Annotated in this window: 23 protein-coding genes and 2 pseudogenes; 10 read left to right on the forward strand and 15 right to left on the reverse strand. The window is 60.7% G+C overall.

The features are described from left to right. Positions 1-104 precede the first annotated feature (104 nt). The gene (gene istA / locus T8K17_RS25610; RefSeq protein WP_028793183.1) at positions 105-1,373 is read left to right on the forward strand and encodes an IS21 family transposase; all 1,269 of its coding nucleotides are present in this window, start codon (positions 105-107) and stop codon (positions 1,371-1,373) included. Next, a complete protein-coding gene (gene istB, locus T8K17_RS25615) occupies positions 1,370-2,242 on the forward strand; it encodes an IS21-like element helper ATPase IstB (protein ID WP_028793182.1) in 873 nt (290 codons plus the stop codon). The genes istA and istB overlap by 4 nt, the downstream gene beginning before the upstream one ends. Before the next feature lie 54 nt (positions 2,243-2,296). Here the strand turns inward: istB and T8K17_RS25620 are convergent. Then, positions 2,297-3,125 (reverse strand): annotated as a pseudogene (locus T8K17_RS25620) (IS3 family transposase); the annotation flags it as partial. Positions 3,126-3,348: 223 nt separating this feature from the next. Here T8K17_RS25620 and T8K17_RS25625 point away from each other — a divergent pair. Continuing rightward, positions 3,349-3,726, forward strand: coding sequence for a hypothetical protein (locus T8K17_RS25625; RefSeq protein WP_322335128.1), 378 nt, complete (start codon positions 3,349-3,351; stop codon positions 3,724-3,726). A 9-nt stretch (positions 3,727-3,735) separates the two neighbouring features. On the opposite strand, the gene T8K17_RS25630 is transcribed toward T8K17_RS25625, so the two are convergent. From T8K17_RS25630 to T8K17_RS25645, 4 genes are all read right to left on the reverse strand, one after another. Beyond that, entirely contained in the window at positions 3,736-4,323 is a 588-nt protein-coding gene (locus T8K17_RS25630) for a hypothetical protein (RefSeq protein WP_322335129.1), read from the reverse strand. A gap of 74 nt (positions 4,324-4,397) precedes the next feature. Beyond that, positions 4,398-4,754, reverse strand: coding sequence for a DUF6634 family protein (locus tag T8K17_RS25635; RefSeq protein ID WP_322335130.1), 357 nt, complete (start codon positions 4,752-4,754; stop codon positions 4,398-4,400). A 43-nt stretch (positions 4,755-4,797) separates the two neighbouring features. After that, positions 4,798-5,106 (reverse strand): DUF6634 family protein, encoded by a 309-nt coding sequence (locus T8K17_RS25640; RefSeq protein WP_322335131.1) that lies wholly within the window; start codon positions 5,104-5,106, stop codon positions 4,798-4,800. Then, positions 5,103-5,873, reverse strand: a complete 771-nt coding sequence (locus T8K17_RS25645; RefSeq protein ID WP_322335132.1) for a ribonuclease H-like domain-containing protein — start codon at positions 5,871-5,873, stop codon at positions 5,103-5,105. Before T8K17_RS25645 ends, T8K17_RS25640 begins: the two co-directional genes overlap by 4 nt. A 244-nt stretch (positions 5,874-6,117) precedes the next feature. On the opposite strand from T8K17_RS25645, the gene T8K17_RS25650 reads away from it, so the two are divergent. From T8K17_RS25650 to T8K17_RS25660, 3 genes are all read left to right on the forward strand, one after another. Further along, positions 6,118-6,399, forward strand: a complete 282-nt coding sequence (locus T8K17_RS25650) for a helix-turn-helix transcriptional regulator (protein WP_322335133.1) — start codon at positions 6,118-6,120, stop codon at positions 6,397-6,399. 119 nt (positions 6,400-6,518) lie between these two features. Further along, on the forward strand, positions 6,519-7,442 hold the full coding sequence (locus tag T8K17_RS25655) for a 3'-5' exonuclease (RefSeq protein WP_322335134.1): 924 nt from the start codon (positions 6,519-6,521) through the stop codon (positions 7,440-7,442). A gap of 244 nt (positions 7,443-7,686) precedes the next feature. Beyond that, positions 7,687-8,508 (forward strand): amidohydrolase family protein, encoded by an 822-nt coding sequence (locus tag T8K17_RS25660; protein ID WP_322335135.1) that lies wholly within the window; start codon positions 7,687-7,689, stop codon positions 8,506-8,508. 763 nt (positions 8,509-9,271) lie between these two features. On the opposite strand, the gene T8K17_RS25665 is transcribed toward T8K17_RS25660, so the two are convergent. From T8K17_RS25665 to T8K17_RS25675, 3 genes are all read right to left on the reverse strand, one after another. Continuing rightward, positions 9,272-10,309 (reverse strand): GSU2403 family nucleotidyltransferase fold protein, encoded by a 1,038-nt coding sequence (locus T8K17_RS25665; protein WP_322335136.1) that lies wholly within the window; start codon positions 10,307-10,309, stop codon positions 9,272-9,274. A 202-nt stretch (positions 10,310-10,511) separates the two neighbouring features. After that, positions 10,512-11,480 (reverse strand): ParB/RepB/Spo0J family partition protein, encoded by a 969-nt coding sequence (locus T8K17_RS25670; RefSeq protein ID WP_322335137.1) that lies wholly within the window; start codon positions 11,478-11,480, stop codon positions 10,512-10,514. Further along, a complete protein-coding gene (locus T8K17_RS25675; protein ID WP_322335138.1) occupies positions 11,480-12,715 on the reverse strand; it encodes an AAA family ATPase in 1,236 nt (411 codons plus the stop codon). Before T8K17_RS25675 ends, T8K17_RS25670 begins: the two co-directional genes overlap by 1 nt. A gap of 363 nt (positions 12,716-13,078) precedes the next feature. On the opposite strand from T8K17_RS25675, the gene T8K17_RS25680 reads away from it, so the two are divergent. After that, positions 13,079-14,008, forward strand: a complete 930-nt coding sequence (locus T8K17_RS25680) for a hypothetical protein (RefSeq protein WP_322335139.1) — start codon at positions 13,079-13,081, stop codon at positions 14,006-14,008. 112 nt (positions 14,009-14,120) lie between these two features. Here T8K17_RS25680 and T8K17_RS25685 read toward each other — a convergent pair whose 3' ends face one another. Beyond that, positions 14,121-15,221, reverse strand: coding sequence for a hypothetical protein (locus T8K17_RS25685; RefSeq protein WP_322335140.1), 1,101 nt, complete (start codon positions 15,219-15,221; stop codon positions 14,121-14,123). 147 nt (positions 15,222-15,368) lie between these two features. Here T8K17_RS25685 and T8K17_RS25690 point away from each other — a divergent pair, with 147 nt between their 5' ends. The 3 genes from T8K17_RS25690 (at position 15,369) to T8K17_RS25700 (ending at position 17,991) form a co-directional block, all read left to right on the forward strand. Then, entirely contained in the window at positions 15,369-16,481 is a 1,113-nt protein-coding gene (locus T8K17_RS25690; RefSeq protein WP_322335141.1) for a tyrosine-type recombinase/integrase, read from the forward strand. Positions 16,482-16,903: 422 nt separating this feature from the next. Then, positions 16,904-17,293, forward strand: a complete 390-nt coding sequence (locus T8K17_RS25695) for an MbcA/ParS/Xre antitoxin family protein (RefSeq protein ID WP_416153207.1) — start codon at positions 16,904-16,906, stop codon at positions 17,291-17,293. Continuing rightward, entirely contained in the window at positions 17,290-17,991 is a 702-nt protein-coding gene (locus T8K17_RS25700) for an RES family NAD+ phosphorylase (RefSeq protein WP_322335143.1), read from the forward strand. The genes T8K17_RS25695 and T8K17_RS25700 overlap by 4 nt, the downstream gene beginning before the upstream one ends. 303 nt (positions 17,992-18,294) lie before the next feature. On the opposite strand, the gene T8K17_RS25705 is transcribed toward T8K17_RS25700, so the two are convergent. The 6 genes and pseudogenes from T8K17_RS25705 to T8K17_RS25730 all read right to left on the reverse strand — a co-directional run. Continuing rightward, positions 18,295-21,210, reverse strand: coding sequence for a Tn3 family transposase (locus tag T8K17_RS25705; protein ID WP_322335020.1), 2,916 nt, complete (start codon positions 21,208-21,210; stop codon positions 18,295-18,297). Positions 21,211-21,504: 294 nt separating this feature from the next. Next, positions 21,505-22,086 (reverse strand): recombinase family protein, encoded by a 582-nt coding sequence (locus T8K17_RS25710; protein WP_322335144.1) that lies wholly within the window; start codon positions 22,084-22,086, stop codon positions 21,505-21,507. Further along, entirely contained in the window at positions 22,080-22,472 is a 393-nt protein-coding gene (locus T8K17_RS25715; protein WP_322335145.1) for a type II toxin-antitoxin system VapC family toxin, read from the reverse strand. Before T8K17_RS25715 ends, T8K17_RS25710 begins: the two co-directional genes overlap by 7 nt. Positions 22,473-22,475: 3 nt before the next feature. After that, a complete protein-coding gene (locus tag T8K17_RS25720) occupies positions 22,476-22,739 on the reverse strand; it encodes a type II toxin-antitoxin system VapB family antitoxin (protein WP_322335146.1) in 264 nt (87 codons plus the stop codon). Positions 22,740-22,994: 255 nt separating this feature from the next. Then, complete coding sequence (locus tag T8K17_RS25725) at positions 22,995-23,444, reverse strand: hypothetical protein (RefSeq protein WP_289083020.1); 450 nt, start codon at positions 23,442-23,444, stop codon at positions 22,995-22,997. A 133-nt stretch (positions 23,445-23,577) separates the two neighbouring features. Next, positions 23,578-23,688: pseudogene (locus tag T8K17_RS25730) on the reverse strand (transposase); the annotation flags it as partial. Between the last annotated feature and the right edge of the window lie 50 nt (positions 23,689-23,738).

Here is a 23,738-nt window from a genome sequence, read left to right on the forward strand (position 1 = left end):
AAAATTCCCCAGTTGGCGTGTCGCCGGTCATCCGGGGCGCGCCCCGGATGACCGGCGGCGGCGAGTTGCCGATGCTCCTCTCGGTCGGCGAGAGGAGTTCGGCGGTGATCAAACTGGGAGAGATGCTCATGATCTTGGAACTGCATCGGCAGGGGCTGTCTATATCGGCGATCGCACGGGAGAGCGGGTTCGACCGCAAGACCGTTCGTCGCTACATCGAGCGCGGCCTGGAGCCACCGAGCTATGGCCCACGCAGGCCACGGTCACGTCTGCTGGATCCGTACACCCCCTATCTGCGCGAACGCGTGATGACGTGGCCTGGCCTGACCGGCGCCCGGCTGCTGCGAGAATTGCGGGACCTCGGCTATAGCGGCGGCTATACGGCGGTGACGGATTATCTGCGTGATATCCGTCCCGCGCCGACACCGGGTTATGAGATCCGCTTCGAGACACCTCCCGGTCAGCAAGGACAGGTCGACTTTGCTCAGTTCCAGGTGGTGTTCACCGATGAGCCGGAACAGCCGCGGATCGTGTGGCTGTTCTCGCTGGTCCTGGGGCATAGCCGCCTGATCTGGGCACGGTTCGTCGCCCATCAGGACCTAGCGACAGTGCTGCGCTGCCACGTCGCCGCCTTCGACGCGATCGGCGGCGTGCCACGCGAGCTTCTCTACGACCGCATGAAGACGGCGGTGATCGGCGAAGCTGCTGACGGGGAGCCGCGCGGCATCGTCTACAACAGGGCCCTTGTGGATCTGGCCCGCCACTATGGCTTCCACCCGCGCGCGTGCCAGCCCTACCGGGCCAAGACCAAGGGCAAGGTCGAGCGGCCGTTCCGATACATCCGCGAGGACTTCTTCTTGGCCCGTTCGTTCCGCAACCTGGACGATCTGAACGAGCAGCTGCGGCGCTGGCTGGACAGTGTCGCCAATCCCAGGGTGCATGCCACAACCCGGCGGGTCGTGAACGAGGCGTTCGCCGAGGAGAAGCCGCACCTGCTGGTTCTGCCTCTGGCGCCGTTCCGCTCCGTACTACGTCTGGAGCGACGGATCTCCCGGGAAGGGATGGTAAGCGTCGGTGGCAACTTCTACAGCGTTCCGGATGCCACCCGGCGGCGCACGGTCGAGGTGCACACGCTCGCCCAGGAGATCAGGATCTTCGAGGACGGCACGTTGATCGCGACCCATCCGGTCCTGGAAGGCCGCCACCAGCGCCGGGTGGCTCCTGGACACCGAAAAGGAGGGGGCTCCACAGGACGAAGACGTGGAGCCGACGGAGATGTGGTCGTCAGCCGAACCGGCGACGTGGTCGCTCAGCGCTCCCTGGAGTTCTACGACGCTGTCGCTCGCCGTCTTGCCCGGGAGTGCCGGTCATGAGCGCTCCAGGTGATCTGACCCCGTCGACCCTGGAGCGGATCCGCCACGATCTGGTCGGTCTGAAAATGCCACGCGCCCTGGAAGCCCTCGATCAGGTCGTGCGCCGCCTCGAGCACGGGGAGATCGGTGCTCTGGAGGCCATCGACATGCTGCTCGCCGAGGAACTGACCCTGCGCGAGAACAGCCGCATCAAGACGGCCCTGCGCATGGGCCGACTGGCGACCATCAAGACGCTCTCAGGGTTCGACTTCTCCTTCCAGCCGTCGCTCGACCGCGATCGTATCCTCACCCTCGCACAACTCGGCTTTATCGGTCGCTGCGAGGTCGTCCACTTCCTCGGCCCGCCCGGCACCGGCAAGAGCCATCTGGCCATCGCCCTCGGCGTCGAGGCGGTGAAGGCAGGGCGCAGTGTCTACTTTTGCACACTCGCCGACCTGCTCGGGCAACTCGCCCGCGCCGAGCGCGAGGGACGGCTGACGGAACGCATACGCTTCTTCTGTCGACCGGCTCTGCTGATCGTTGACGAGATCGGCTACCTGCCCGTCGTTCCTGGGGGTGGCAACCTGTTCTTCCAGCTGGTCAACGCCCGATACGAGCGTGGTGCGATGGTCCTGACCTCCAACCGCGGCTTTGCCGAATGGGGCGAGGTGTTCGGAGACCCGGTCGTCGCCACCGCACTCCTCGACCGCCTGCTGCATCATGCTCTGGTCATCCAGATCGAAGGCTCCAGCTACCGGTTGCGCCAGCACGCCGACCTCATGCCCGAGCACGTCCGCTCCAAGGCTACCATCACACCGCCGACCCCAGCACCGCTACGACGGCCAAGGGGACGGCCGCCCAAAAACGACCACATCACCGCGACAACCTGACCGGCGAAACTGGGGAAATTTACTTCGGCGCTTCTGGGGAAATTACGGGCGGCATTGACAGCCCTGGTCGACCCGGATCGTCTTCGGATAGCCGATCTGACCGCAGACCTGTTCCAGCGTCGCCACCACGTCTTCGCCCCGGTAGCTGAACCGCGGATCGAGCACCGGGACATAGCGCGAGTAGGTATCGACCACCGTCAGCACGGGGAGTTTGCGACCCGTCGCCAACTGGTCGTGCACGAAGTCCATCGCCCACACGTCCCTTGGCCCAACGGTCTCCGCGCGATCGTCACGCAGCTTGGCCTTCACCCGCCGCTTCGGCGTCTTGTTGCGCAGCTGCATGCCCAACTCCCTGTAAACGCGGTAGGTCTTCTTCATATTGATCGTCCAGCCTTCCCGCTTGAGAAGGACATGGACCCGTCGGTAGCCGAAGCGCACCCGGGTCTGACAGATCTCCTTGATCCGCTGTTCCAAAGCGGCTTGGTCGGATCGACGCGAGGTGTATCGGTAGGTCTTGGGATCGAGCAGGATCGCCGCGCAGGCGCGGCGGATCGAGACCGCCCAGTCCGATCGCATCGCATCGCATCGACCAGCGTTCTCTTCCGACCAGGCCTCAGAACTTTCGCTTGATGTCCTGCAACATCTCCTTGTCGAGCGCCAGATCGGCGACGATCTTCTTCAGGCGAGCATTCTCATGCGCGAGCTCTAGCTCGCGCATCCGCCGCATCTCCGACGGCATCATGCCCGCGTACTTCTTCTTCCAATTGAAGTAGGTCGCCTGGCTGATCACTGCCTGACGGCAAAGCTCCGCCACCGGTGTTCCTTCCTCGCCCTCCTTGATGATGAACGCCTTCTGCGCGTCCGTGAACTTGGATGCCTTCATCGTCTTCCGCTCCTCTCCCAGCCAAGGAATCAGACCCGGAAAACTCTAACCAAATTCGAGGGCGTTTCGCGGAGGCACTTCACCGAAAGGCACGCTGGCAGCATAAGAGCACGAGCTCCCAGGTTTCAGGTCCCGCCCCCAGAGAAACAGATAAGGAGTAGTATGCTTCTCCTTCCGCTACCGTGATAGACACTCCGCTGAAGAGCAGTTCTAGGTCATCGCGATGTCTCCACCGCCACCTAATGCCGAGACCGTCAACGATCGCGCCAAGCTGCTGTACCACCGCATCGTCGCCCGCCAGATTGCCACTGACCCCGATCTCATCGACCGCGCACGTCGGGTCATCTCCCAATGGCGCTCTATGGGCCACCAGTACGACGTCTTCGACGAATGGGACCGTCTGCTCAATCTCGATCCCGCCCAGCTTCGGCGCCTGATAACCGAGCGGTCAGAGAACATGACGCGCTTGCGGATTAGCTCACCGCTGGGGATCGCGAGTGGCCTCTTCGTCAACGATGAAGCCTTGCGTCGCCGTATCCGCCGGAAGGCGAAGAATGGGTTGCTGCTCGTCGCCAAACGCCGGGCCGACGCGGTTGTCTGACCGGCTTCCTCAGTCGATCCTGGTCCTCAACAACTTCCGAAACTCCTCGCTCAACCCGGCCCCCAAGCCCCATTCGGCAGCTTGCTGGTCCGACCCAGCCAACCACTTTGGGAGCCAGCCCTGGTCGATTGCCTCCGGCTCAATCGGCTCCAGCCGAACCCGTTCCCGAAGAACCGTCAGAACCGTCTGAAGCCTCTCCTCCGCTTCCGGCTCCGGCGACATCGTCAGCGCTATCTCAGTCAAATATCCAAGTCGTCGGCGCCCGGCTCCGCTGAGGCTATCCGGATCCGGAATGGCCCCGGTCACCAGGAATGCCACCAGGCGATTCAAAGCCCGTCCGTCACCGCCGTTCCAGGCAAGCCTATCGTCCAGAAATGGAGAGAACTGAGTGCCCGTGGCAGACCGGCCGTCGAGGAACTGGTGAAGGGCCTCGTACGAGGCGTCCTCAAGTCCTCGTCCAGCCATCCGGTTGTAGGATGGCCCGCCGTCCACGGCGATGTTGCCGCAGCTGCACTCGACATAATCGTGGGTGTGTTTGCTTTCGATGATGTCGCCACATCGCAGGCATCGAGCAGCGTTCCGCGCAAGCTCCGCCACAGCAGTCTCCTCGGCCTCGAACCCCAACAAGCGACCAGACGACCGGGTCAGATCTCCCGATCCGAGTTCAAACTCTAGTTGACCGAGAGCTTGAGTATCTCCTCCGGCAGGCCACGCTCGTCCATACCCTGGCCGAGCCGGTAGTATCGAGACATGGTGCGAACCCACCCGTGATCCGGCGCCACCACCCACAAGTCCGACGTCCGCCCGGGGCCATTGCCGATGCGAGGATGCCCAAGGATCAAACCAGTCAAGCAGGGAACCGGCACGTAGGTCTTGCTGTAATGGTCGATCAGTGGCGCTGCCGCGAGATCTGCCTCGGTTGGACCTTCACCTGCTCGAATAGCCTTCAGGTCGGCCAACAGGCGCTCGCACCGATCGATGTACAGTTCAATGTGAGGCGACAAACCTCGGGCCGTCAGAAAGATCATCAGATCCTCCGTGATTGGTGTTTGCAGCTGATTTCAGGCTTCTTCACTTCCGGTCTGCGGGAACCCCCAACCGGTAATATCCTGAGCGCGTTCTCGCCCACCCAAGCTTTGGTGCATGCAACATAAGAAGATGCGCACCGGTGCTTTCCGAAGAATCAACCGGCTTTCCGTCAACCTGACCGGCCAGGCTGGGCAACGAGAGAGTGGAAACTTCATAGAGATCCAGGATCGGCGCCGCAGCCAATTCGGTCTCTGTCGGTCCGCCACCTGCCGCGATCGCCTTCAGATCGCCAAGCAGGCGCTCGAACACCTCGATCTCATAGCGGTACCTGTTCTTCTGGCTCGGTTTCACGGTCCGCTGATCCCGTTGCCCGTACTCTCGTACAGGGGGCTGTGTGAACTTCGGACATTCAGGTGCGGCCGGTTCCCGGACGTGAGTTCGATGCACTCGTTGCTGGAATCAAGAAACTCACGGAAAGTTCCTAGATTCATTTGCTTTTTGTTGAACAACGTTAGGCCTGTCACCAACATCAATCCCAGTGCGTGAACTTCGAGCTTTCTAATACCGCTGAGGGTTTCGCTGGATGGAACGATGGCGTCCGCCAATGCGTCATCGAGTGTCAGCGGTGCACGGTCTGGGTACTGGACTTGCCACAGGTCCACATGTTGGGCTCGTAGCAATCCGTACTGCAGTGGCGCTGAAGACCAGGTCAGATCGTCCGTCGATAGACCCCCGGCCCGAAAGCGCGATTGCAGGAACGGAACATCGAACTCCGTGCCTCTCCACGTGATCAGCAATGGCTGATTTGCATTCTGCAGAAACTCGTGCAGCGCCCGCAGCAGGGATTTCTCGTCCTCATGCATCGTGGAGTGCTCTTCGCCGGTACAGAATCCTTTGGTCATGTGCGCAGTGACGTGATCGATCTTGAGACCGACCCCAGTCGATCCGAAGGAAATGCGACCTCCAGCCAGCGCAAACGCACCTAAGTGCAGGCCGTTGGCGCCGCTCTGCCCAGGGACAAGGAATTCGGCGCTCCCGCTTTCCTTCGCGGACTGATCTCGGGCGCCGAGTACCAATGCCAGGGTCGTCCGGGTGCGCCCAGCTTCCGGTGAATCCATCGCACCACCTCACGTCGTTGAAATCACGAGCATTGGGTAGCTCGCCGATCAGGTGTCTGCCCGATTCGTTCAGACCGCCTCATCGTTGGCAGAGACCGTATCACCACGAGTCCCCCAATGAAACCCATAAAAGTTATCTTTGATCACTTTTATGCATCATAGATAACTTCCTATAATATCCCATCGACGCTCTGGACCCAGACGACCGGAACCCAGAGCATGTCGAATGCTTCCGAGTGTGCACATGCTACGGATCGCTCGCCTTACGTTACGGTGGAGCCAAAGACACCTAGCCGAGCGCGCAGGTGTCGCCCAGCCCGTGGTGGCTCGAATGGAAAAACTCAAAAGCAATCCGACTGCCAAAACGATGGCAACGCTCGCCAAAGCCCTGGAAGAAGGTGGTATCGATTTCCTTCCCGCTTCCGATCGGCATTGGGAGACCATTGCGCTCCGCAAGGATTTCCCACGCGAAACGTTAGAGGGTCCGCCCACGTCATCTGCTGGGAAGCCAGAGTCGAAGGAGTAAGTCCCATCGACCGTATGGATTTGAACTTAGTCCACATGTGTTCCATGCGTCGGTGAGATGGACTTACGACTGACGACACTCACTCCGGAATACCCAAGATCGCCACTCCGGGAATCGATTTGATCAACCCAGCCGACTACAAATCCTTAGCCGACGCATTGGAGCGCAGCCCTGACTACCGCGTCCTGCGCCGGGTGGTCAGCCACGATCAGTTCGCAGCACCGATCGGCGAGACCAAGGTCGGTATCATCCTGGACACGGAAACGACCGGCCTGGATCCGCGCACCGATCAGATCATCGAGTTGGCGATGCTCGCGTTCGAATACGACGAGCGCGACCAGGTTTGCCAAGTCCTAGAGCGGTACCAGTCGTTCAACGATCCCGGCCGACCAATCCCTCCCGAAGTGACGCAGCTAACCGGCATCAGCGACGACATGGTTGCCGGTCACTCCATCGACTTGGCTACGGTCGAGCGATTGGCTGAAACGGCCGTCATCGTGATCGCCCACAACGCAGCCTTCGACAGGCGGTTTGCAGAGCGGCTTCATCCGATCTTCGGCAAACGCGGATGGGGTTGCTCGCTATCCGAAGTCCCATGGAGCGACGCCGGGATCCGAAGTGCCAAGCTTGAGTATCTCGGCATGTGCTTCGGCTTGTTCCATGACGGGCACCGGGCGATCGCGGATTGCGAGATGCTGCTCGAGATCCTGGCCATGCCCTTCCCGAAAACCGAGACGCCGACGCTTGAACTGCTTCTTGAAGCCGCCCGGAAGCCGACGTTTCGGATCTGGGCGCTCGATAGTCCGTTCGAACTCAAGGACCTGCTTAAGGCACGGGGGTATCGCTGGAACGACGGAAGCGACGGCAATTCCAAGGCTTGGTATCGGGATGTTCCCGGAACCGACCTAGAAGCCGAGAGGACGTACCTACGGACAGAGATCTACTCAGGGCCGTTTCAACCCTACGTCGTTCGTATGACTGCCATGACCCGGTTCTCGAATAGGATCGGGGAAATCGACCATGCAGACGCAGCCGCCGCATGAGCAGTGCCAGTTGGTTCCTGGCAACCGATATCCGACCACTATGGTCTGGCCTCGATAAACGGCGCTTTCCCGGACCTGACACCCCGAAAGGTGCTTCATGTTTATCGACTGCTCGGCGCTCGAGCAGTCTGTCGGCGTCGAAGAACGCAGAGTGCATTCGCCAGTCCAACCCTGGCGCATCAGGTCATTGCTGGTGTGACCCAAGCCCTGGGCAACAGGCTCATCAGGCGGAAACGGGAGAGACATGCAGATCGTTGACGCGCAGATACATCTCTGGGGAACCGGCCTGCCAAGCAACATGGCTCACTGGCAGGTGACGTCGTTCTGTCCGGCAGAAGCCATTGCATTGATGGACCAAGCCGGTGTCGATGCTGCGGTGATCCACCCACCATCATGGGATTCCGGCTCAACCGACCTCGCGATCGAGGCGGTCAAAGACTACCCCGGCCGTTTCGCCATCATCGGTGCCGTGGACCTGGGGCAACCGGACACCAGCCGAGCCTTAATGGAACGTTGGCGCGAACAACCAGGCATGCTTGGTTTGCGCTGCATGTTCCTTGAGGGCGAGGATCGCCAAAGACTGCACGATGGCGAACTGGGTTGGTTCTGGGACGCCGCCGAGCGTTTCGATATTCCTGTGACCACCTTGGCGACCGGCTCGCTTGAACTCTTGGGAGAAATCGCTGCTGCATACCCTGGTCTGCGTCTGAGCATCGATCATCTCGGCGGCAGGGGAGGCAACACGACGCTCAAAGACGATGCCGCGATGACGCACATGCCCGACCTTCTGAAGCTTGCCAGACTGCCGAATGTCGCCGTCAAGGCAACCGGTGTACCGGGCTACTCCGGCGAGAGCTACCCCTTCCCGGTCATGAGCTCCTATGTCCGACAGGTCTTCGATGCCTTCGGTCCCGACCGGGTGTTCTGGGGGACCGATATTTCCAAGATGCCATGCACCTGGCGCCAGTGCGTGACCATGTTCACCGAGGAGATGCCTTGGCTCACTGGCGATGACTTGTCCCGGGTCATGGGAAGCGCCGTACGCGACTGGTGGGGGTGGCCGTGAAAGCCCGGTTGGGCAGACGAACGCGTGCTGCCTAAGGTTAACTGGCAGAGTAGCCTATCGCCGAGGTACCGCATCTCATCGACTGCGATCTGAGTGCCTCGACATCGTCGATCATGGGGATGTCGGCATCGATAGTCGCACTCGGCACAACTCGAGCAGGTCGGTCGTCAACCCGTGTACATCGGACAGCGACATGAGCCTGCGACCCAAAGCGGTTGCCGCAACCTGGGTGTTCGGGGTCGCGTCCGTCCGCGTGAACGAGAACGTCACTGACTAATCACTGGAAACGCGGTGGATTACCTTGACCTGTAGCCCGTTCGAAACCGCTCTATCAAAGACGATTTCATCACATTGGAGTGCTTCAGAACGCGCACCCCAGAGAAGGCCAAGGCCTCGGGTCATGTTCGGAGTTCTTTGGATCGTATCGACATCTAACGGTAGGGCTTCTCGACGCTCAACCATCTACAGCGGATCGCGGACGGCGAAATCCTCACGCCCGTCCAATTTGGTATTCATCACCACAGACTCGTCACGACACTGTGGATCTCCGATCGCCGCCATAATGCCTGCTCCCCCCGTTACTCAGGAAACTGGTAACCGGATCTGGAAGTTGTGTAACACATTATGGGAATTCGAAAATACGACTCTTTTATTACATTACGGCACTTGCGTAACACATTTCGGCATTTTGGAATCACTTCACGCCATTTGGCATTACGCGTCGGAATTCCTTTCAAAGACACTCCTGGATAGCTTTTGTCACCTAGCTCAAATTCGCAATTTGCGCTGCTGCATCGGGTGACTTCCCAAGACTACGTTCTAACCTCTCCCGCCAGCGCGGGCCGCGGGCGATTGCGTCCTCGTAGGCTTCCAGCAGGTCGGTGGGACGGTCTTGCGAAAGGACCCCGATCATCAGTTCCGCCTGGAGTCGATCCTTACGCGCCTTCAGGCTTTCAGGCCCGTCCCGTCGGCGGTCGGCGACGATGAGTTTGTGGATGGCGAACCGCTCGGGTCGGGGAAGTTGCACGAGAATGCCGTCTCTGTAGACAGCAGCGGCGTGGATCGGTTCGGCGATGAGGAAATTCAGATAGTGGAGCGTCTGGGCGCTGACGCCGAGCGCCGCCAGGTCCCGGAGCCCCTCCTCCGAGTCAAAGCTAGGCGCCAGGAACTCGACCAACGTCTGGCTCCGCGTTTGCCGCCATCGCCAGATCCGGCCGGCCTCTAAAGCCGGTACCGGTTCAAACTTGAAATCGTGAAGCACATCACCGATCGACGGCAGGACGCGTTCACCCAGAGCGAGGGACAATTTTTCAAAACTGGCGATGTCGATGTCGTTGGTCATCGCCGCCTGGTCCAATGTCAAGTTCAGTCCGAGCTCGCCTTCGTAGATCCGAAAGCCGGTGGTCCCAACCAGGACTCCGCCCAGTCGGAACACCCCTGCCCGCTCGAACGCAGCGAGCAGACTACCCGTGGCGCTGTCGATTCCCAGGAAGCGCTCGCTTCGAAGCAGCCGAACAAGCCGTGCGCGTTCCCGACGGCGTTCCTCACGATCGGCCTTCAGCGTCTCATGTTGTTCGATCCGCCGGAGCAGCTCTTCCGATTCTTCGCCGAGATAACGCTCCTTCATCTCGACGCCGACCCGATAGCGATCGTACCAATACGTTCGGGAGCCGCGTACTCTCGGCGTCGGGATCCCTCGGATCTGAGAGACCGCCTCGTCGAGCAGCAACGAAACGAGATCGTGATAAGCCGCAAGCGCGGTGGCCGAGTGACGGCGAAGAACTGGCAAGGGCTTGGCCATTTAATACCACGCAGGAAATGTCCTGCGTGGCAAGATACCCCAAACAAGCGTACCACGCAAAAATTATTTCGCGTGGTACGCCGGCAAACCATTCCGGCGCATAGGCCCTGGAAAAGTCAGAGACAGGCGTTCGCTCAAGTATCTCGGCAGATTAAATCGTTATTATACAATAACTTACGGCGTTCTCTCCAGAGAACCTATTTTACCCACCCCGTAAAATCTCTTCGATGCGTCCCGCCTGATCCGTCGACAGAGGCTGATCCAGCTTGATTGTCCAGGATGACTCAGTCCGCGTCACGACAGCCCGGCGCGCGCCTCCCGCATCGACGATCTCGACCTTTTCCCGCATCGACTTCGGCGCGCCCTGCCCTGCCCCGGCCTTCAGGATGGCCGCAATCTGCTTGCCTGTGTCACCGAGGCTGGCCACCCGATCGAGAATGCCCTCAATCGCCTTGCGGCTGGGTCGGTCGGCCCAGGCATCGACGATCTGCAGAGCAGCCGCCTTGGAAACCTTCCGGGGATCCGCAAGGACCTCTCGAATCTCAACTGGAAACCCAACACCGATCTTCTGAAGCTCGCTGACATACCCTTTTGAAAACCCCGTGACCTTCAGCAAGTCGGTATTTGCCAGCCCGAACCTTTCCTTTACGGCGATCATCCAGACCCCGAGCTCCAGCGGCGTTGGATTGAGCCTGAGGTTGTTCTCACTCCACATCGCCGCGAGAGCGTCGTGATCATCCAAGTCCTGAACGCGTGCGAGAATCGTCCGGCCAAGCTCTCGACATGCCCGCAATCGGCGACGGCCAGCGATGAGCTCATAGCCCTCCCCTCCCCGTCTCGGCCGGACTGTAACCGGCTGATCTTGTCCACGGCTCGCGATAGAGGCTTTGAGGTCCTCAAACTCCTGATCATCACCTCGGACTTCGAGGCGATCCGAAACCAAGCCATCTTCGATGGTCGACGGGTCGAGCTCGAGCAGCATTGAGCCGGAATGCACAGCCTTGTCTCGTTCCGCACGCAGCGCTTCGTTCTCGGCAGCGATCGATTTGACCGACGACGTAAACATCCCAGCAATCGGGGCCTGTGGACCGATATTTCGGGGTTGAGGTGGGTTCCCATCACCCTCCGGTCGACCAAAGGTCCTCGGACGCGACTTCTTCTGATCGGCCATCACACGGCCTCCCGCTTCTCATCCCAGCGGCGGCGCCAAAGAACTGTCCAGATGTCTTTCTCGATTTGCTTCATAGCCCTGGTGATACCTGCCATACCTGTTTTCATCGTCTTCCGCGCGACAGTATCTGGCAAGCTTGCATGCGGAAGCGTCTGGTCCGCAAAGGACGCCGTGATCAATTCTGTCTTCGGTACGACCTCACCATAGACCAGGTCGCGCCCAAACGTGTCGTAGACACTGGCCATGATTGCCTTTTCAGCCGGCGAGTTACCGTCGCATTTGCCCATCAACAGCCGCAGCATTGGGAAATTGAACGCTTCCATGCCAACCGCTTCCTGGATCTGACGGCCGGTCGACGCCACAACAGACAGGAACTGGATTGTCGACCTAAGGTCCAGCATCGTCGGGGTGAAGGGCACAATCAGCCCTCCATCGCTCGCGGCATAAAGCGCCGAAATCGGTAGCAATCCGAGATCCGGCTTACAGTCGATCAACACCACATCATAGTCGGCCGACACGTCACCGATAAAAGCGTCGATCAACGTATAGAACTGGAACGCCGAATCCTCACGGATCCGCGCGATCATCGAGAATTCGAGATCCTGCAGTTCGAATGTGGCCGGCAAGATGTCCACACCGCTCATGTAGGTCTGCCGAATAAGACTCGATGCCTCCGCCCCATGATAGAAGCCTGCCAGACTATGGCCGGGTTCGATGACCTGCTCTGCGGGGAAAACCCGCAACGTATTTGTCGCCGAGCCCTGAGGGTCCGCATCGATGATCAGCACCCGCAGCCCGCCATGCAGAGCCAGATGCGAGGCCGCGAGCAAGGTCGTCGTGGACTTGCCTGATCCGCCCTTATAGTTGGCGACGGCGATAACCGCGCATTCTTCGCCGATTATCGGTTGTCGAGCGGGTAGATACGAGATGTTTCCGGACGCCGCGAAAATGAGCCGCCGCATTTCCGCAATCTCGGCAGGCGAATAGACCATCGCTGGACCGCGCCGCCGACCGGCCGGAAAGTCAGGCAGATTCTCCGCGTAACGGGCAAGCGCCGGGCGTGAGACGTTCAGAAAGCCGGCAACTTCCTGGAAGGTATAGAGCCGAGGCCGCGAATGAGATTCCGGTTGCCCTTCGCTCTCCGCAAGCAAACTCTGCGATCGGGACCAGGCGATATCCAGTGCCTGCTGACCTTGATCAACGAGATGTTCAACGTCCCCGAGCCTATCTGCCATCTTGGCCTCGCATCGAAAATGTTGTGGATACCCGGCAGCTTCCAACACACCTCGTTGTAGCTAGGCACCACGCCCTTTGCATTTTCGACTTGATCTTTCTTCCACGATCCTGTCAACCTTGTTGCACAAAGCGCTGTTTTGGCAGTGTTTTTGTGCAACCTAGTGAGACTGGAACGGAGGGAAACTGCCGAGTCGATGACCGAAAAAGCGAAAGCCCCCGGCGGCGGCAACCGACGAGGGCTCTCCGGCTCTGAACGACGAATCGCTCACAAGCTCAACAGAACTTCAGTGTAGCGAATCGGAAAGCAGGGTCAACGCCAAACCAAGTTTGGCGATGGCTTCGTTCGGCGTTTTTTACGCAAAATGCACAATTCAGCAGCACTGGCGCCTCCGCCCGCGCGATCGCGGCCGAACGCCGACGACCAGATTCGCATCTGGGTCGATCACCCGGATCTCGGTTCCGACGAACTTGCGGTTCTCATCGGACTGAGCAGGTTCGCCCATTTCCACACCGGGGTTGCCTGGCCATCGAGCGAGCGGTTGCGCCAGAGCCTCGGGAAGAATGGACAAGCGTGGTCAAAGAAGCGCTTGCAGGCAGCCATCGACTATCTGGTCGCCCACGGCCACCTGCAGGTCACAACGAGACGTTCTGCGACCGGGCGAAATGGCGGCCGGATCTTCCGTATTGTCGCCGAGCGCTATGATGACGAGGAACTGCCAGAGTTCCGGACCGGAACCCTGGATGCTACCCAGGGTTCCGCTACAGCCCTACCCAGAGTTCCGGATCGGAACCCAGAACTAGACTCAAGAAAACAAACTCTCTCTCAACAGGTGCAAAACTGTGAAGAGGAGAAGACCGGCTCGGTTGTCACGCTGATAACGACCGACTGGAAACCATCTGACGAATCTGTCGACCTCGTGACCGCCTGCCGTCCTGATCTGGACCAAACCGCCTTTCTGGCTCGGTTTCGTCTCAAGAATGTGGGCAAAGGGCTTGTGGACCCGGATAGAACCTATCGGGCTTGGGCCGCTGCCGAGAGACATTGCAAATCCATCTCGAGGGCGAAATCGACTAAGGATCTATGCCAGGCGGCTGCGTTGGTTCCATCACGTCGATCGCTGACAATGCACTCCGATCCTCTGGTCAGAGAGATTGCCGGTCGGCCAGCAACCGATTGGTTGGCTGAAGCGAAGCGTATTGTGGCTGAGATGCAATTGGACATCCGCGCCTTCGACCTCGCGAACGACCCAGTGAGGCTGGCCGGCGAGCTGCGGAAGGCTGGACTGCGATGAAGCAGGCGCTCGGTCATGCCTATTCAATGATTTTAAGAGGTTATCTCGTTCTCTGCGGAGAACTGACCAGGTCCGACCAGGAGCTGAGATCGCTAAGTCAGCGAGGAAGTATTTACCCGATAAGTCGAGTGACCTCAGCAACCCGACCTTTCTCCCTTACACCTTTCCATCGACAACTCCCTTTGCCAACTAGGCGGTCCAGGAACCTGAGGGCGGGTGGGCGGGTCACGCCAGAATCTAGCGCAAGCTGACCAGCCGTTGTGACGGGTCTTGCGCAGAGACAGTCGATCATGGCTGTCCGGGAGCGGTCCCGTGTACCGCCGGCGTCGAACTCGAGTTGATCGAGGGCATGTGCGATCCGGATTACTTCCATGCGTGTAAGCTCGGCGGCGCGAGCGCAGACCCTAGCGATCCAGGCAAGCCCAGCGTCGACCTTATCGCCTTGAGGGTAGGGCAGTATCCGCAGGGCGGCAGCTGTGCAGAGAGCTCGATCGGCGGTCCATCCCAATCTCCATGCAGCCCATGACAGAGCCACTGCGGCGAACATCCGGCGTGGGTCAGTATCATTCAATGCGTCGACCTGACGTAACCACGCCGGATCGTCGCCGGCGAGAGAGTACGTCCGATCGGCAGCCGTGCCGGTAAGGTCGGACCGGGGAAGGGCGGCATCGATGACGCAATGCCATATCTCGTAGAAGCGAATCAGGACGGGGCCGTCGGCGCGGACGATGGCTTCAAGTTCGGTGACCAGCCGACGAATCGCCTGGACACGGGGATCGGTGTCTCGGTTGGCGGGCCATTCGGTGATGTCGCGATCGAGGTGGAGGAGGGCGGTTTCCAGCGACGGTGTGTTTGGGTCGTCGAGGGCCCGCAAGGCTCTCAAGGCACGAAGACCGGTCCCGGTAGGGCCGACGATTCGCGAATGGGTACGTTCTAGGTCGGCCAGGAGCAAGGTGTCCGCGTGAACCAGTTCGCCATGCAGTCGAGTGAGGTTGACCGCTTCGTGGATCCGCAACAGGGAACGCCGTCGCTCGGCCGGGACCCGATGCGATGCGCGCTCCAGTTCGAGCATGGCCCGGGTTGTTCCGTCCGTGGTGGCCACGACCAAGCGGGTTTCGGCAAGTGCATCAAGCCGGGTTTGGAGAGGACCGCGCTCGCTCTCCATTCCGGCGGATAATGCATCTAAGGACGCTATGATCTCAGAGGTATCCATATCAACACGAAAGATAACATGTCTTAACTATACATCTAGGGGATGATGCTAGTGATTAGCGATAACTTTCCTTATCGATAGTTAAGGAAAAGACGGTAGAATCCGGCTCAGACGGCCCGCACGGCCGCAAAACCGGGAGCGCTGACGATGAGTGACGCTGAGGGTGACACTGAGAGAGATGCTGGGCCGACGACGCTTCCCGCCCCGACCGCACCAGGCGTGGTCGAGCTCGACCCGTCACTCGATCGGGCGTTGATCGCGAACCTCGGCGATGCCGGCCGCAACAACGACGCCGCGCTCAGCGAAAACACCCGGCGCGCCTATGAAACCGGCTGGCGGCAGTACTGTGCCTGGTGCCGGGCGCGCTACCTGACCCCGCTCACCGAACACCCGGAGCAGATCGCGACCTACCTGGCGTCGCTGGTGCCGTCGGGGGATGCGGCGGCGCGCAAGAAACTGTCGACGGTCAAACTGCGGCTGGCTGCCCTGAAGCACATGTTCCGGGAGCAGGGGCAGGTGCTCGACTGGAAACACCCGGCGATCCGCAACCAGCTAAAGGGCCTGGCCCGCAACAACCCGGTCCTTGTGCGTCAGGAGGCCGTGCAGGCGCTGGGCATCGAGGATCTGACGACGATCGTGGCGGCCATCGATACGACCTGGCTGCGCGGCCTGCGCGACCGGGCGCTGATCCTGGTCGGCTACGCCGGCGCCCTGCGGCGCAGCGAGCTGGTGGGCATCGAGGTCGACCACCTGCAGGCCGTGGAAGGCGGCTATGAAATATGGCTCGGCACGACGAAGACGGACGAGGGCGATCGCGACAATGTCTGTGTGATCGCCGAGACAGGCACAAACCTGTGTCCGGTGCGGGCGCTGAACGACTGGATGGAGCGGAGCGGCGTGTCCGAAGGCCCGATCTTTAGGGCGTTCGATCCACGCGGAGCAATCAAGCACACGGCACTGACGGCGCAGAGCGTGCGACTGATCCTGAAGGCGCGGGCAGGGGAGGCGGGTTTGGATGTGCGGAGCACCTATCGCGGCGGCAAGACCATCACAGCACCGATCCGCTGGGGCGGCCACAGCCTGCGCCGGGGCATGGCGACGGCCGTGGCGGAGGCGACCGACGGGGATGTCACTGCCGTGCAGCGCGCCGGGCGCTGGAAGACGCCGGTGACGGCTCTGCGGTATGTGGAAGAGACCCGGCGGGTCGATCGAAGTGCCTCGGCGCTGGTGATGGGCGGTAAGCGAAAGACTTCCGACTAGCCGTTTGTAGAGGCGGCGTCGGGATGTGTCCGATAATCCTCTATTATCGCGCACTTGGCAGAACGGCGACACAGCCGCCGAAATACGCCGAAACCAGCTCTGAAACGCCAACCGGTAGGAGGATGGGGCAGGGGAGGGGGCCTAACCGGCCCGACATGGGTTAAGCTCTATTGGGGGGCACCTCAAAGTTTGTTCGCTAAACCTCGCTAACTCGGACAAATCTTGAACGCGAATCATGCCGCGGGCCGTAGCCGTGCACCGGGGTTGTTCAGCGCCCGACAATTGCTCCAGGCGGCAGGCCACGTCCCCTGCCAGGCTCGGAACCGTTCAATTCGATGTCCCCCTTGATAATATCGAGGCTCACCCATATGATCTCGATAAGAGGTTCATATGACCCATATTGAATGCAGCGGAGATCCGCCGTGAAAGTTGCCATCAGCACTCGCGAACCCGCCGATCTCGTCGAAGTGGCGCTCAAGGCCTATGCCCGGATCGCAGATTCTTGGAACCTCAGCCTGAAGGAAGCAGCAGGTCTAGCCGACATGTCTGAAAGCACCTGGAAACGAGCCAGGAGGCCCGGATTTGCTGGTGACCTGACCAAGGATCAATTCCTTCGTCTCAGCGCCGTTATCGGTATCTACAAATCGCTGGAGCTCTACTTCTCTGAACCTCTTGCACAAACGTGGTTCACCCGGCCGAACTCTGGTCCTTTATTTCGTGGTCGTCGTCCAGTCGAAACGGCGATCGAGAATGGCTTGCCCCACATACTCGCCATTCGAACCTATCTCGATTCACTGCGTGGTGGAGCATGAAGCAGTCCGAGATTTCGGATCGCGGTCTCGTTCGTCTCTTGCCCGCCACCTACCACAAACCACCCGCACTTCGTGGCATTGTCGATACCGACGATGAGCTTGAGATCCTGGCCGAGATTGAGGGCCTAACCAGTGGCCGCCTTCTTGCTGAGCGAGGCGAAAACCCACACCTGGATCCCCGGGAACTAGCTTGGCAGCGCAGACGCCACGATCTGCGCATGTATGGTGACAGTCATGTCAACGCGGCCTTCACCTACACCCGGGTTGGCGGAAACCGCTTCAACTCAGAGAGCCGCGGTGCTTGGTACTGTGCATGGGACACCATGATCTCCATCAGCGAAGTGGCCTGGCACCGGACCCGGGAGCTGCAGTTCACCGGCTGTTTGGTCGATAATGCCCGCTACGTCGAATTGCTCTCCGATTTCATCGGCGTGTTCGACGACATAACCGATGAACCCACCCACCCAGCACTCAACCCTGACACCCATATCGGATATCCCGAGGGCCAACTCTTGGCCCAGCACTTGCGTCAGAATGGCTCTCGTGGACTGATCTACCCGTCTGTTAGGGCGCCTGCGCCGGGCGGAAACTGCCTCGTGTGCTTCGATCCTCGAGCCATCCAGAACGTACGACCAGGCGCCTCCTGGGACATCTTGTGGCAGGGCACCCCGGAATACTCCGTCAACGCGGTGGCTTGAAAGGGTCACGACGACACGAAAGTGATCACCATCGGAGCGCAGGAAGCAGCACTTCAGGGTCCTGGATTGTTCTTCCTTAGCGTTGTTTAGCGTACTTTCAGCGCCCTGCCCTCAAGATTGCCGTTACAATCGCGCCGGAAGCCGCCGATGTGGTTCTGGAGCCGGCCGCGGACGCGGTGACAGTCCCGTCAACACATATCGGGGTTTCCGTACCAGATTTCCCCAAAGTAGCGGTAAGCCGTTGCAGTGTTTTCAATGGCTTAAGCGGGGTGTCAGAATCATGTTTTTAGTGTTTCCAACAGCTTAACGGTCATTTCTGTTCTTGCGCCCTCCAGCGTGGGCCAACCGGCCATATTCCTCGATCGCAAACCTGATCCGGCCGTTCATATTGATGTGTCGATGGGCGACCGGCGCGATATGCGTGAGGTGCGGCTCGGGCAGGGTACCGGCCGGCAACCTGTCGATGACCGTTTGCATCGCGCGGGTGTTCCACGCCATGACGATGTTTGTGAGCAGCGTAAGTGCGCCGGAGATTGCCGTCGCCTGGGCAAGCGTGCGCCCATGCTTGGCCTCGATCCGTCCAGCCATCAGTGCCCGCTGCAGCAAATGGATCGACTCACCCTGTGACAATAGCCGATGCACCTCACGCCGGAAGTCCGGCTTGATCAGATAATCGAGCAGGAACAGGCTGCGCAGCACCTTGCCGAGATACGTACCGCACTCATAGACAGGTGTGCCTTGGGCGGCACTTCCGTGACGTTCGATGACTGTCGCCGGCGAACCGTAGCCAGCCTCGAGCGAGGCAACCATATGCAGGAGACCATCCCAGCCCTTGCGCGCCAAGCGGCTCGGCGTGATTTGCTCAACCCGGGGCACGAGTTGTTCGGGAACCCGGACGGAGGCCGGCAGATACAGTTTCCGACTTGCGAGATCGGCAAGCCGCGGCGATAGGTCAAAGCCCAGCAGTTTGGCCGTCGCCAGGGCGAAGTGCGTAAATCCGTGAGTGTCGACGGCCAATCGCTGCAGATCAGCCACCTTCTGTTTCAGCGCGCCCTCGAGGGCGGCACCGGCCTGCCGTCGATTAAGGACGATCGGTTGGTCATAGGCGATCGCCCACCGATCCAGCACATGGGTGTAGGTGCCGATCGCCGGCGTACGTCGCCGCGGCTCGATGCGAGCGGTCCACAGGTGTCGCGTTGCATCCAAGCTCATCATGTCTGCCGATGCCGCAACGCCAGTCCCCCACATTCCAGCCACAGGCTGGGACACCATATCGGCGGCGACCTGGTCGCATGCCGCGCGCAGCCGGCCGCTCTCCTCGATCCCGCGTATGGCGAGTTCGATGCGGTCGTCGCTGATCCCGTCCACCATCCGTGCCATGTCGGAGGCGGACTTGTCGGTCCCGAGTGCCAACAGGCCGGCATAGAGAGCCCCCAGTTCGTCCGGGCTCCGTGCTGGCCGTCCCAGTAGGGTGGTCGAGAAGCCGACCTGGGCATCGGTCTCTACGATGACATCCGGCAATTGCGCGCTGCCGATCTCCTGGAACAACCGCACTCGTGTCTCGTCGACCGCCGGGTCCTTAGGCACCGCTTGGAGCCTGGGGACCTGGAACCGATCGCCGGTGATACCGATCTCACCTGCGGCAATCGCTTCCTGCAGCATCTCCATTCGCAGACTGAGTGGTTCTTCGAACCGTCGAAGATATGCGTCCAGGGACACCGGCCATCCGTGCCGACGCGTTGTCGTACCCCTGGCCGCCGCCCAGATCTCGGCGGGCATCAATTGATCGTCGATGCTTCGGTGATGGATGCTGTGCGGTGCACTTACCGAGCCGTTGCGCAGGCTGCGCTTGAGCAGCATGGCGGTCGCGACTTCATAGGCCGCCAGCCTCGCCTCGTCACTGCTCGCAGCTGTGACCGTGCGTGCCGACGTCGGTGGGAACGGGTTGCTCTGCCATCGAGCCAGTTCTGAGGATCCAGCCCGGTAAACGTCCGCCAGAGTGCCGAGAGCGTCTCGCAGCGGATGTTCATCTGGAACCGCCAAGTCGAGCTCTCCGACCTGTCGCAGCAGCGTCCGCAGCCGCTTCGGCGCGGCGGCCATCTCAGCGCGGATCGCCTGCACCCTGCCTCCCGACGGCGACATCGACCGGAACGGCCCAACTGCCCGCTCTATCGCCGTGCGCAAGCCGTTCTCCGGCAGGCACGGATCGTCAAGCGCACCGATGATGGTGGCGACCCCGACACGATAGCGGTTTAGCTCTTCCAGAGCGCGCTCTTCGACCGTCCGGCGGGCCTGACTCCATAGCTGGCCGATCCGGCGGTTTGCCTGTTCAAGCACCGTGTCGGTCAACTCCAACAACTGGAGGCGGAGCCAACAGCCGATCTCGACAGTCCGCCGCGGCTCCCGCAATCGGGATAGAGTTGCCGCCTTGCGCCGTGCAATGCGCCCGCTGTGCTGTCGTATCCGATCGATTGTCAGGTCTGGAACGACAATGCGGTCCGCGCCGAGCCGGTGCAGCACGGCGATACGATCCTGGAGATCAGCGATGTCCTTGCGGCCATAGCCAGCGGGCGGAGCTCGCAACCAGTCGAGCAAGGCCTCCCCCGATCGCGGCCCACCATCCGAGAGTTGGGCTGCCCACGCTCCCGTCGCCTCCGAACCAACCACGATGCGTATGCTCCTGGCCAGTGCCTCGAGTGCATGGAGCTGCGCTGCGGCTGCCATCTCCTCCAATGGCCTGGTGCCGGGCAGAACGTACCGGCGGTCGTACAGCCAGATCCGCACATCCTGCACCAGATCGGCACGCTCGAGCTGAGTGGTGGCCTGGCGCCGGAGGTGCGCTGTCAGTTTGCGTGCTGCGTGCTCGCCGAGCACTCGGAAGCCGACCGCGTCTGCAGCGATGCGTTGGTGCTGGAACAGGGTCATCCGTCGCCGGTAGATCGACCGCAACGTCGCGATCCGCGGCGCCGGCATTCCGGCGTGAGCCGCAGCGCAAGCCAGCACCGCCACGGGCAACCGTTCGAACAGAGCGAGCGGTCGCCCGGTCATCCGCAGAAAGCCGATCTGCAGGATCAAGCCCAATCGGGTTAGCGGTCGGCGCCGAGTGCCGATGAAAGTGCGTTCCTGCTCGCTGGGCTCGAAGAAGAACTCGATCTCGGCCGAGGTCAGCGATGCCGGGACGGTCTCCAGGCCCAGGTATTGCCTCCGCCAACTTTCCATCGATCACCCCGCACCGTGTCTGCGAAGAAGCGTAGGATGAATCTGTCTGCCGAGTCCCCAAGAACAGAAACAGCCTCTAACTTATTGAAATCACGAAAAGTACGATTCCGCCCACGATTGTAAGTCATTGAAAAATCTCAAAAGCTATACCGCTACTTTGGGGAAATCTGGTACGGAAACCCCGAATCCCGCCCATTGCTCGGGTGAAAGCAGCCGTCGTCGTGCCATCTCGCCCTCCTTCCAGCTTGGCGGGAAAGATAGCGGCCCGGCAGCGCCGCCGGAACGGCTGGGTCACTACGGCTGGTCGGCCAATAGGGCGGCTCGATGCGCGGCGACGATACGGGACACCGTCGGCTGGCTGATATCATAGAGCCGGGCCATCTCGGCGCCGGTCTTGCGGCCGGACAAGACGCTCTCGGCAATCTCCCGGCGCTTGGCGGCGTCGAGCGACTTGCGCCGGCCGCCGATCCGGCCCTCGGCGCGCGCCGCTGCTAGGCCGGCGTTGGTGCGCTGCTGGATCATTGCGCGCTCGAACTCGGCAAAGGCGCCGACCATGTGCAGCAGCATCCGGCCGGCCGGGCTTGTCGTTTCGATGGCCTCGGTGAGGCTGCGGAAGCCGGCGCCGGCCTTGCCGATCCGCTCCATCAGATGGATCACGTCCTTCATGGACCGCGACAGCCGGTCCAGCTTCCAGACCACCACCTCGTCTCCTGGACGCAGGTGGTCGAGGAGCCGAAGCAGCTCGGGGCGGTCCCACCGGCCGCCGGAAGCCGCCTCGGTGAAGACCCGCTCGCAGCCGGCCTCCCCGAGCGCGCGGAGCTGTAGCGCATCGCTCTGGTCGTCTCCTTTCGAGACCCGGGCATAGCCGATCAGCACGCCGGCACCACGTTGGTCGCGGCGAAGTCGTCGCCCTTGAACAGCAGCGGTTCGCCGGTGTCGGATGCCAGTGCATAGGAGAAACAGTCGCCATAGTTCAGACCGGCCGGGTGACCGCTCCCCTTACCAAACTGGTCGTAGGCGTCGAGTGCGATGCGTGCCTGCTGCTCGGTGACGGGATCGATCTGGATCGCGTAGTCGACGACCATTTGCTCCAGCGCGTGCCGCCAGGCGCCCGTCGGATCACGGCGCGCCACCAGTCCCGCTTCGACGAAGCTGGCGGCCGAGATCCGGCAGACGCTCGCGCCGGCGAGGGTAATAGCGAACGTCTGCGCTTCTGGCTCAGCATTCAGGATGGCGATGATCGCTGAGGTATCGACGACCATGGTTCAGCGCGGCAGGCCGCGGTCGTCGTAAAGGAAGGCGGTCGGATCGCCGCCGTCGTTCGGGAGCCGCGGCAGGGCCGCGACCATGGCCATTGTCCGCTCGACCTTGGCCTGCTGGGTCGGCGTCAGCGCCGCCTCAGCCGGGCGCTCGGTGCGGGCGAGTTCAGCGTGCACGGCGGCGCTCACCGCCTGCTCGACTGTCACGCCGCGCAGTTTTGCCAAACGGTGCGCCTCGCGCTCGGTCTCCGCGTCCACCATGATTCCCATGGCCAACCTGCTTTCTCAAACGGCCGTTTGTGAACGGCCTTCGCCCGCACCCAAATAGCTTAGAGCCGAGCCTTTCAAAATCCTATTGCAGAACGAGCGTCAAAGGCAATGGGTTTGTGCATGAATTGCTATCCCCGTCGGACAGCTCGAACTTGGATGGTCACGCTTCGTTCTCACGAGCGGTACATGATGATCACTTTCGTGTCGTGACCCCAAACAGGAAAAACTTCGCTAAGCTGGGCGCCTAGATTCCCCCTACCCCTTCAGCAACCCAAAGAACCGTCTGGGCGGCTCTGCCGTATGTTGCGGGCGTTGGTCCGTGATTGCCGCCAGTGCCTGCCTGTGATCGGCGCTCTGGCGTTCGATCTGGCCGCGCAAGCTCTCGATCTGCTCGCTTGCCTGTTCCCTTTCACGCTCTCGTTCAAGGTTGGCATCCTCGATCTTCTCACGAAGCATCTTAACTTCGACTTCCAAAGCACTGTTTTGGCTGTTTTTTGATGGTTCTTCGTGAGAGGTAGTCTTCGGTTCTGTGTGTTCGGTAGAACCAGTTCTGGGGAACACCCTAAAAAGTTCCGATGTTTCGATTTCCCAATGCCCTTTTTCGTTCTTTTCTGCACTCATACGCTTTGAATTTAAGGATTGTAAGAGTGTAGACTTAGCAACGCCCGCCTCTTTAGCCGCCTTGTTCAGAGATAGTTTTGCCATAGTTTTTCCTGCCTATTATCGGTGGTCTGGTTCGGTTCTGCATGTTCGGTAGAACCAGTTTACATGAAAACCACTACGGCAGGGAAGGGAAGGGACAAAAGGTTCAAAATCCTTCAACAACCGCTTTGATTTTGAACGGGGTTTGTGGTGGCGGAAAACGGGGCAGGCCCAGCTTGCAGAACCACCCGTAGGCCAGGTTGAGATGAACATCCTCGACGAGCCGCCGTTCCGACCGAATGCCATACCACGTCTGTGACGAAACATCGAAATTCGGCAGCCCCCACGCCCAAGACA

Source organism: Thalassobaculum sp. OXR-137, from assembly GCF_034377285.1.
GTDB lineage: Bacteria > Pseudomonadota > Alphaproteobacteria > Thalassobaculales > Thalassobaculaceae > Thalassobaculum.

Bases quoted from the DNA above. Each gene is read 5' to 3' on its own strand.
- istB (WP_028793182.1), top strand. From the start codon at position 1,370: ATGAGCGCTCCAGGTGATCTGACCCCGTCGACCCTGGAGCGGATCCGC.
- T8K17_RS25625 (WP_322335128.1), top strand. From the start codon at position 3,349: ATGTCTCCACCGCCACCTAATGCCGAGACCGTCAACGATCGCGCCAAG.
- T8K17_RS25635 (WP_322335130.1), bottom strand. From the start codon at position 4,754: ATGATCTTTCTGACGGCCCGAGGTTTGTCGCCTCACATTGAACTGTAC.
- T8K17_RS25645 (WP_322335132.1), bottom strand. From the start codon at position 5,873: ATGGATTCACCGGAAGCTGGGCGCACCCGGACGACCCTGGCATTGGTA.
- T8K17_RS25650 (WP_322335133.1), top strand. From the start codon at position 6,118: ATGCTACGGATCGCTCGCCTTACGTTACGGTGGAGCCAAAGACACCTA.
- T8K17_RS25660 (WP_322335135.1), top strand. From the start codon at position 7,687: ATGCAGATCGTTGACGCGCAGATACATCTCTGGGGAACCGGCCTGCCA.
- T8K17_RS25665 (WP_322335136.1), bottom strand. From the start codon at position 10,309: ATGGCCAAGCCCTTGCCAGTTCTTCGCCGTCACTCGGCCACCGCGCTT.
- T8K17_RS25670 (WP_322335137.1), bottom strand. From the start codon at position 11,480: ATGGCCGATCAGAAGAAGTCGCGTCCGAGGACCTTTGGTCGACCGGAG.
- T8K17_RS25675 (WP_322335138.1), bottom strand. From the start codon at position 12,715: ATGGCAGATAGGCTCGGGGACGTTGAACATCTCGTTGATCAAGGTCAG.
- T8K17_RS25680 (WP_322335139.1), top strand. From the start codon at position 13,079: ATGCACAATTCAGCAGCACTGGCGCCTCCGCCCGCGCGATCGCGGCCG.
- T8K17_RS25685 (WP_322335140.1), bottom strand. From the start codon at position 15,221: ATGGATACCTCTGAGATCATAGCGTCCTTAGATGCATTATCCGCCGGA.
- T8K17_RS25690 (WP_322335141.1), top strand. From the start codon at position 15,369: ATGAGTGACGCTGAGGGTGACACTGAGAGAGATGCTGGGCCGACGACG.
- T8K17_RS25700 (WP_322335143.1), top strand. From the start codon at position 17,290: ATGAAGCAGTCCGAGATTTCGGATCGCGGTCTCGTTCGTCTCTTGCCC.
- T8K17_RS25705 (WP_322335020.1), bottom strand. From the start codon at position 21,210: ATGGAAAGTTGGCGGAGGCAATACCTGGGCCTGGAGACCGTCCCGGCA.
- T8K17_RS25715 (WP_322335145.1), bottom strand. From the start codon at position 22,472: ATGGTCGTCGATACCTCAGCGATCATCGCCATCCTGAATGCTGAGCCA.
- T8K17_RS25720 (WP_322335146.1), bottom strand. From the start codon at position 22,739: ATGGGAATCATGGTGGACGCGGAGACCGAGCGCGAGGCGCACCGTTTG.
- T8K17_RS25725 (WP_289083020.1), bottom strand. From the start codon at position 23,444: ATGGCAAAACTATCTCTGAACAAGGCGGCTAAAGAGGCGGGCGTTGCT.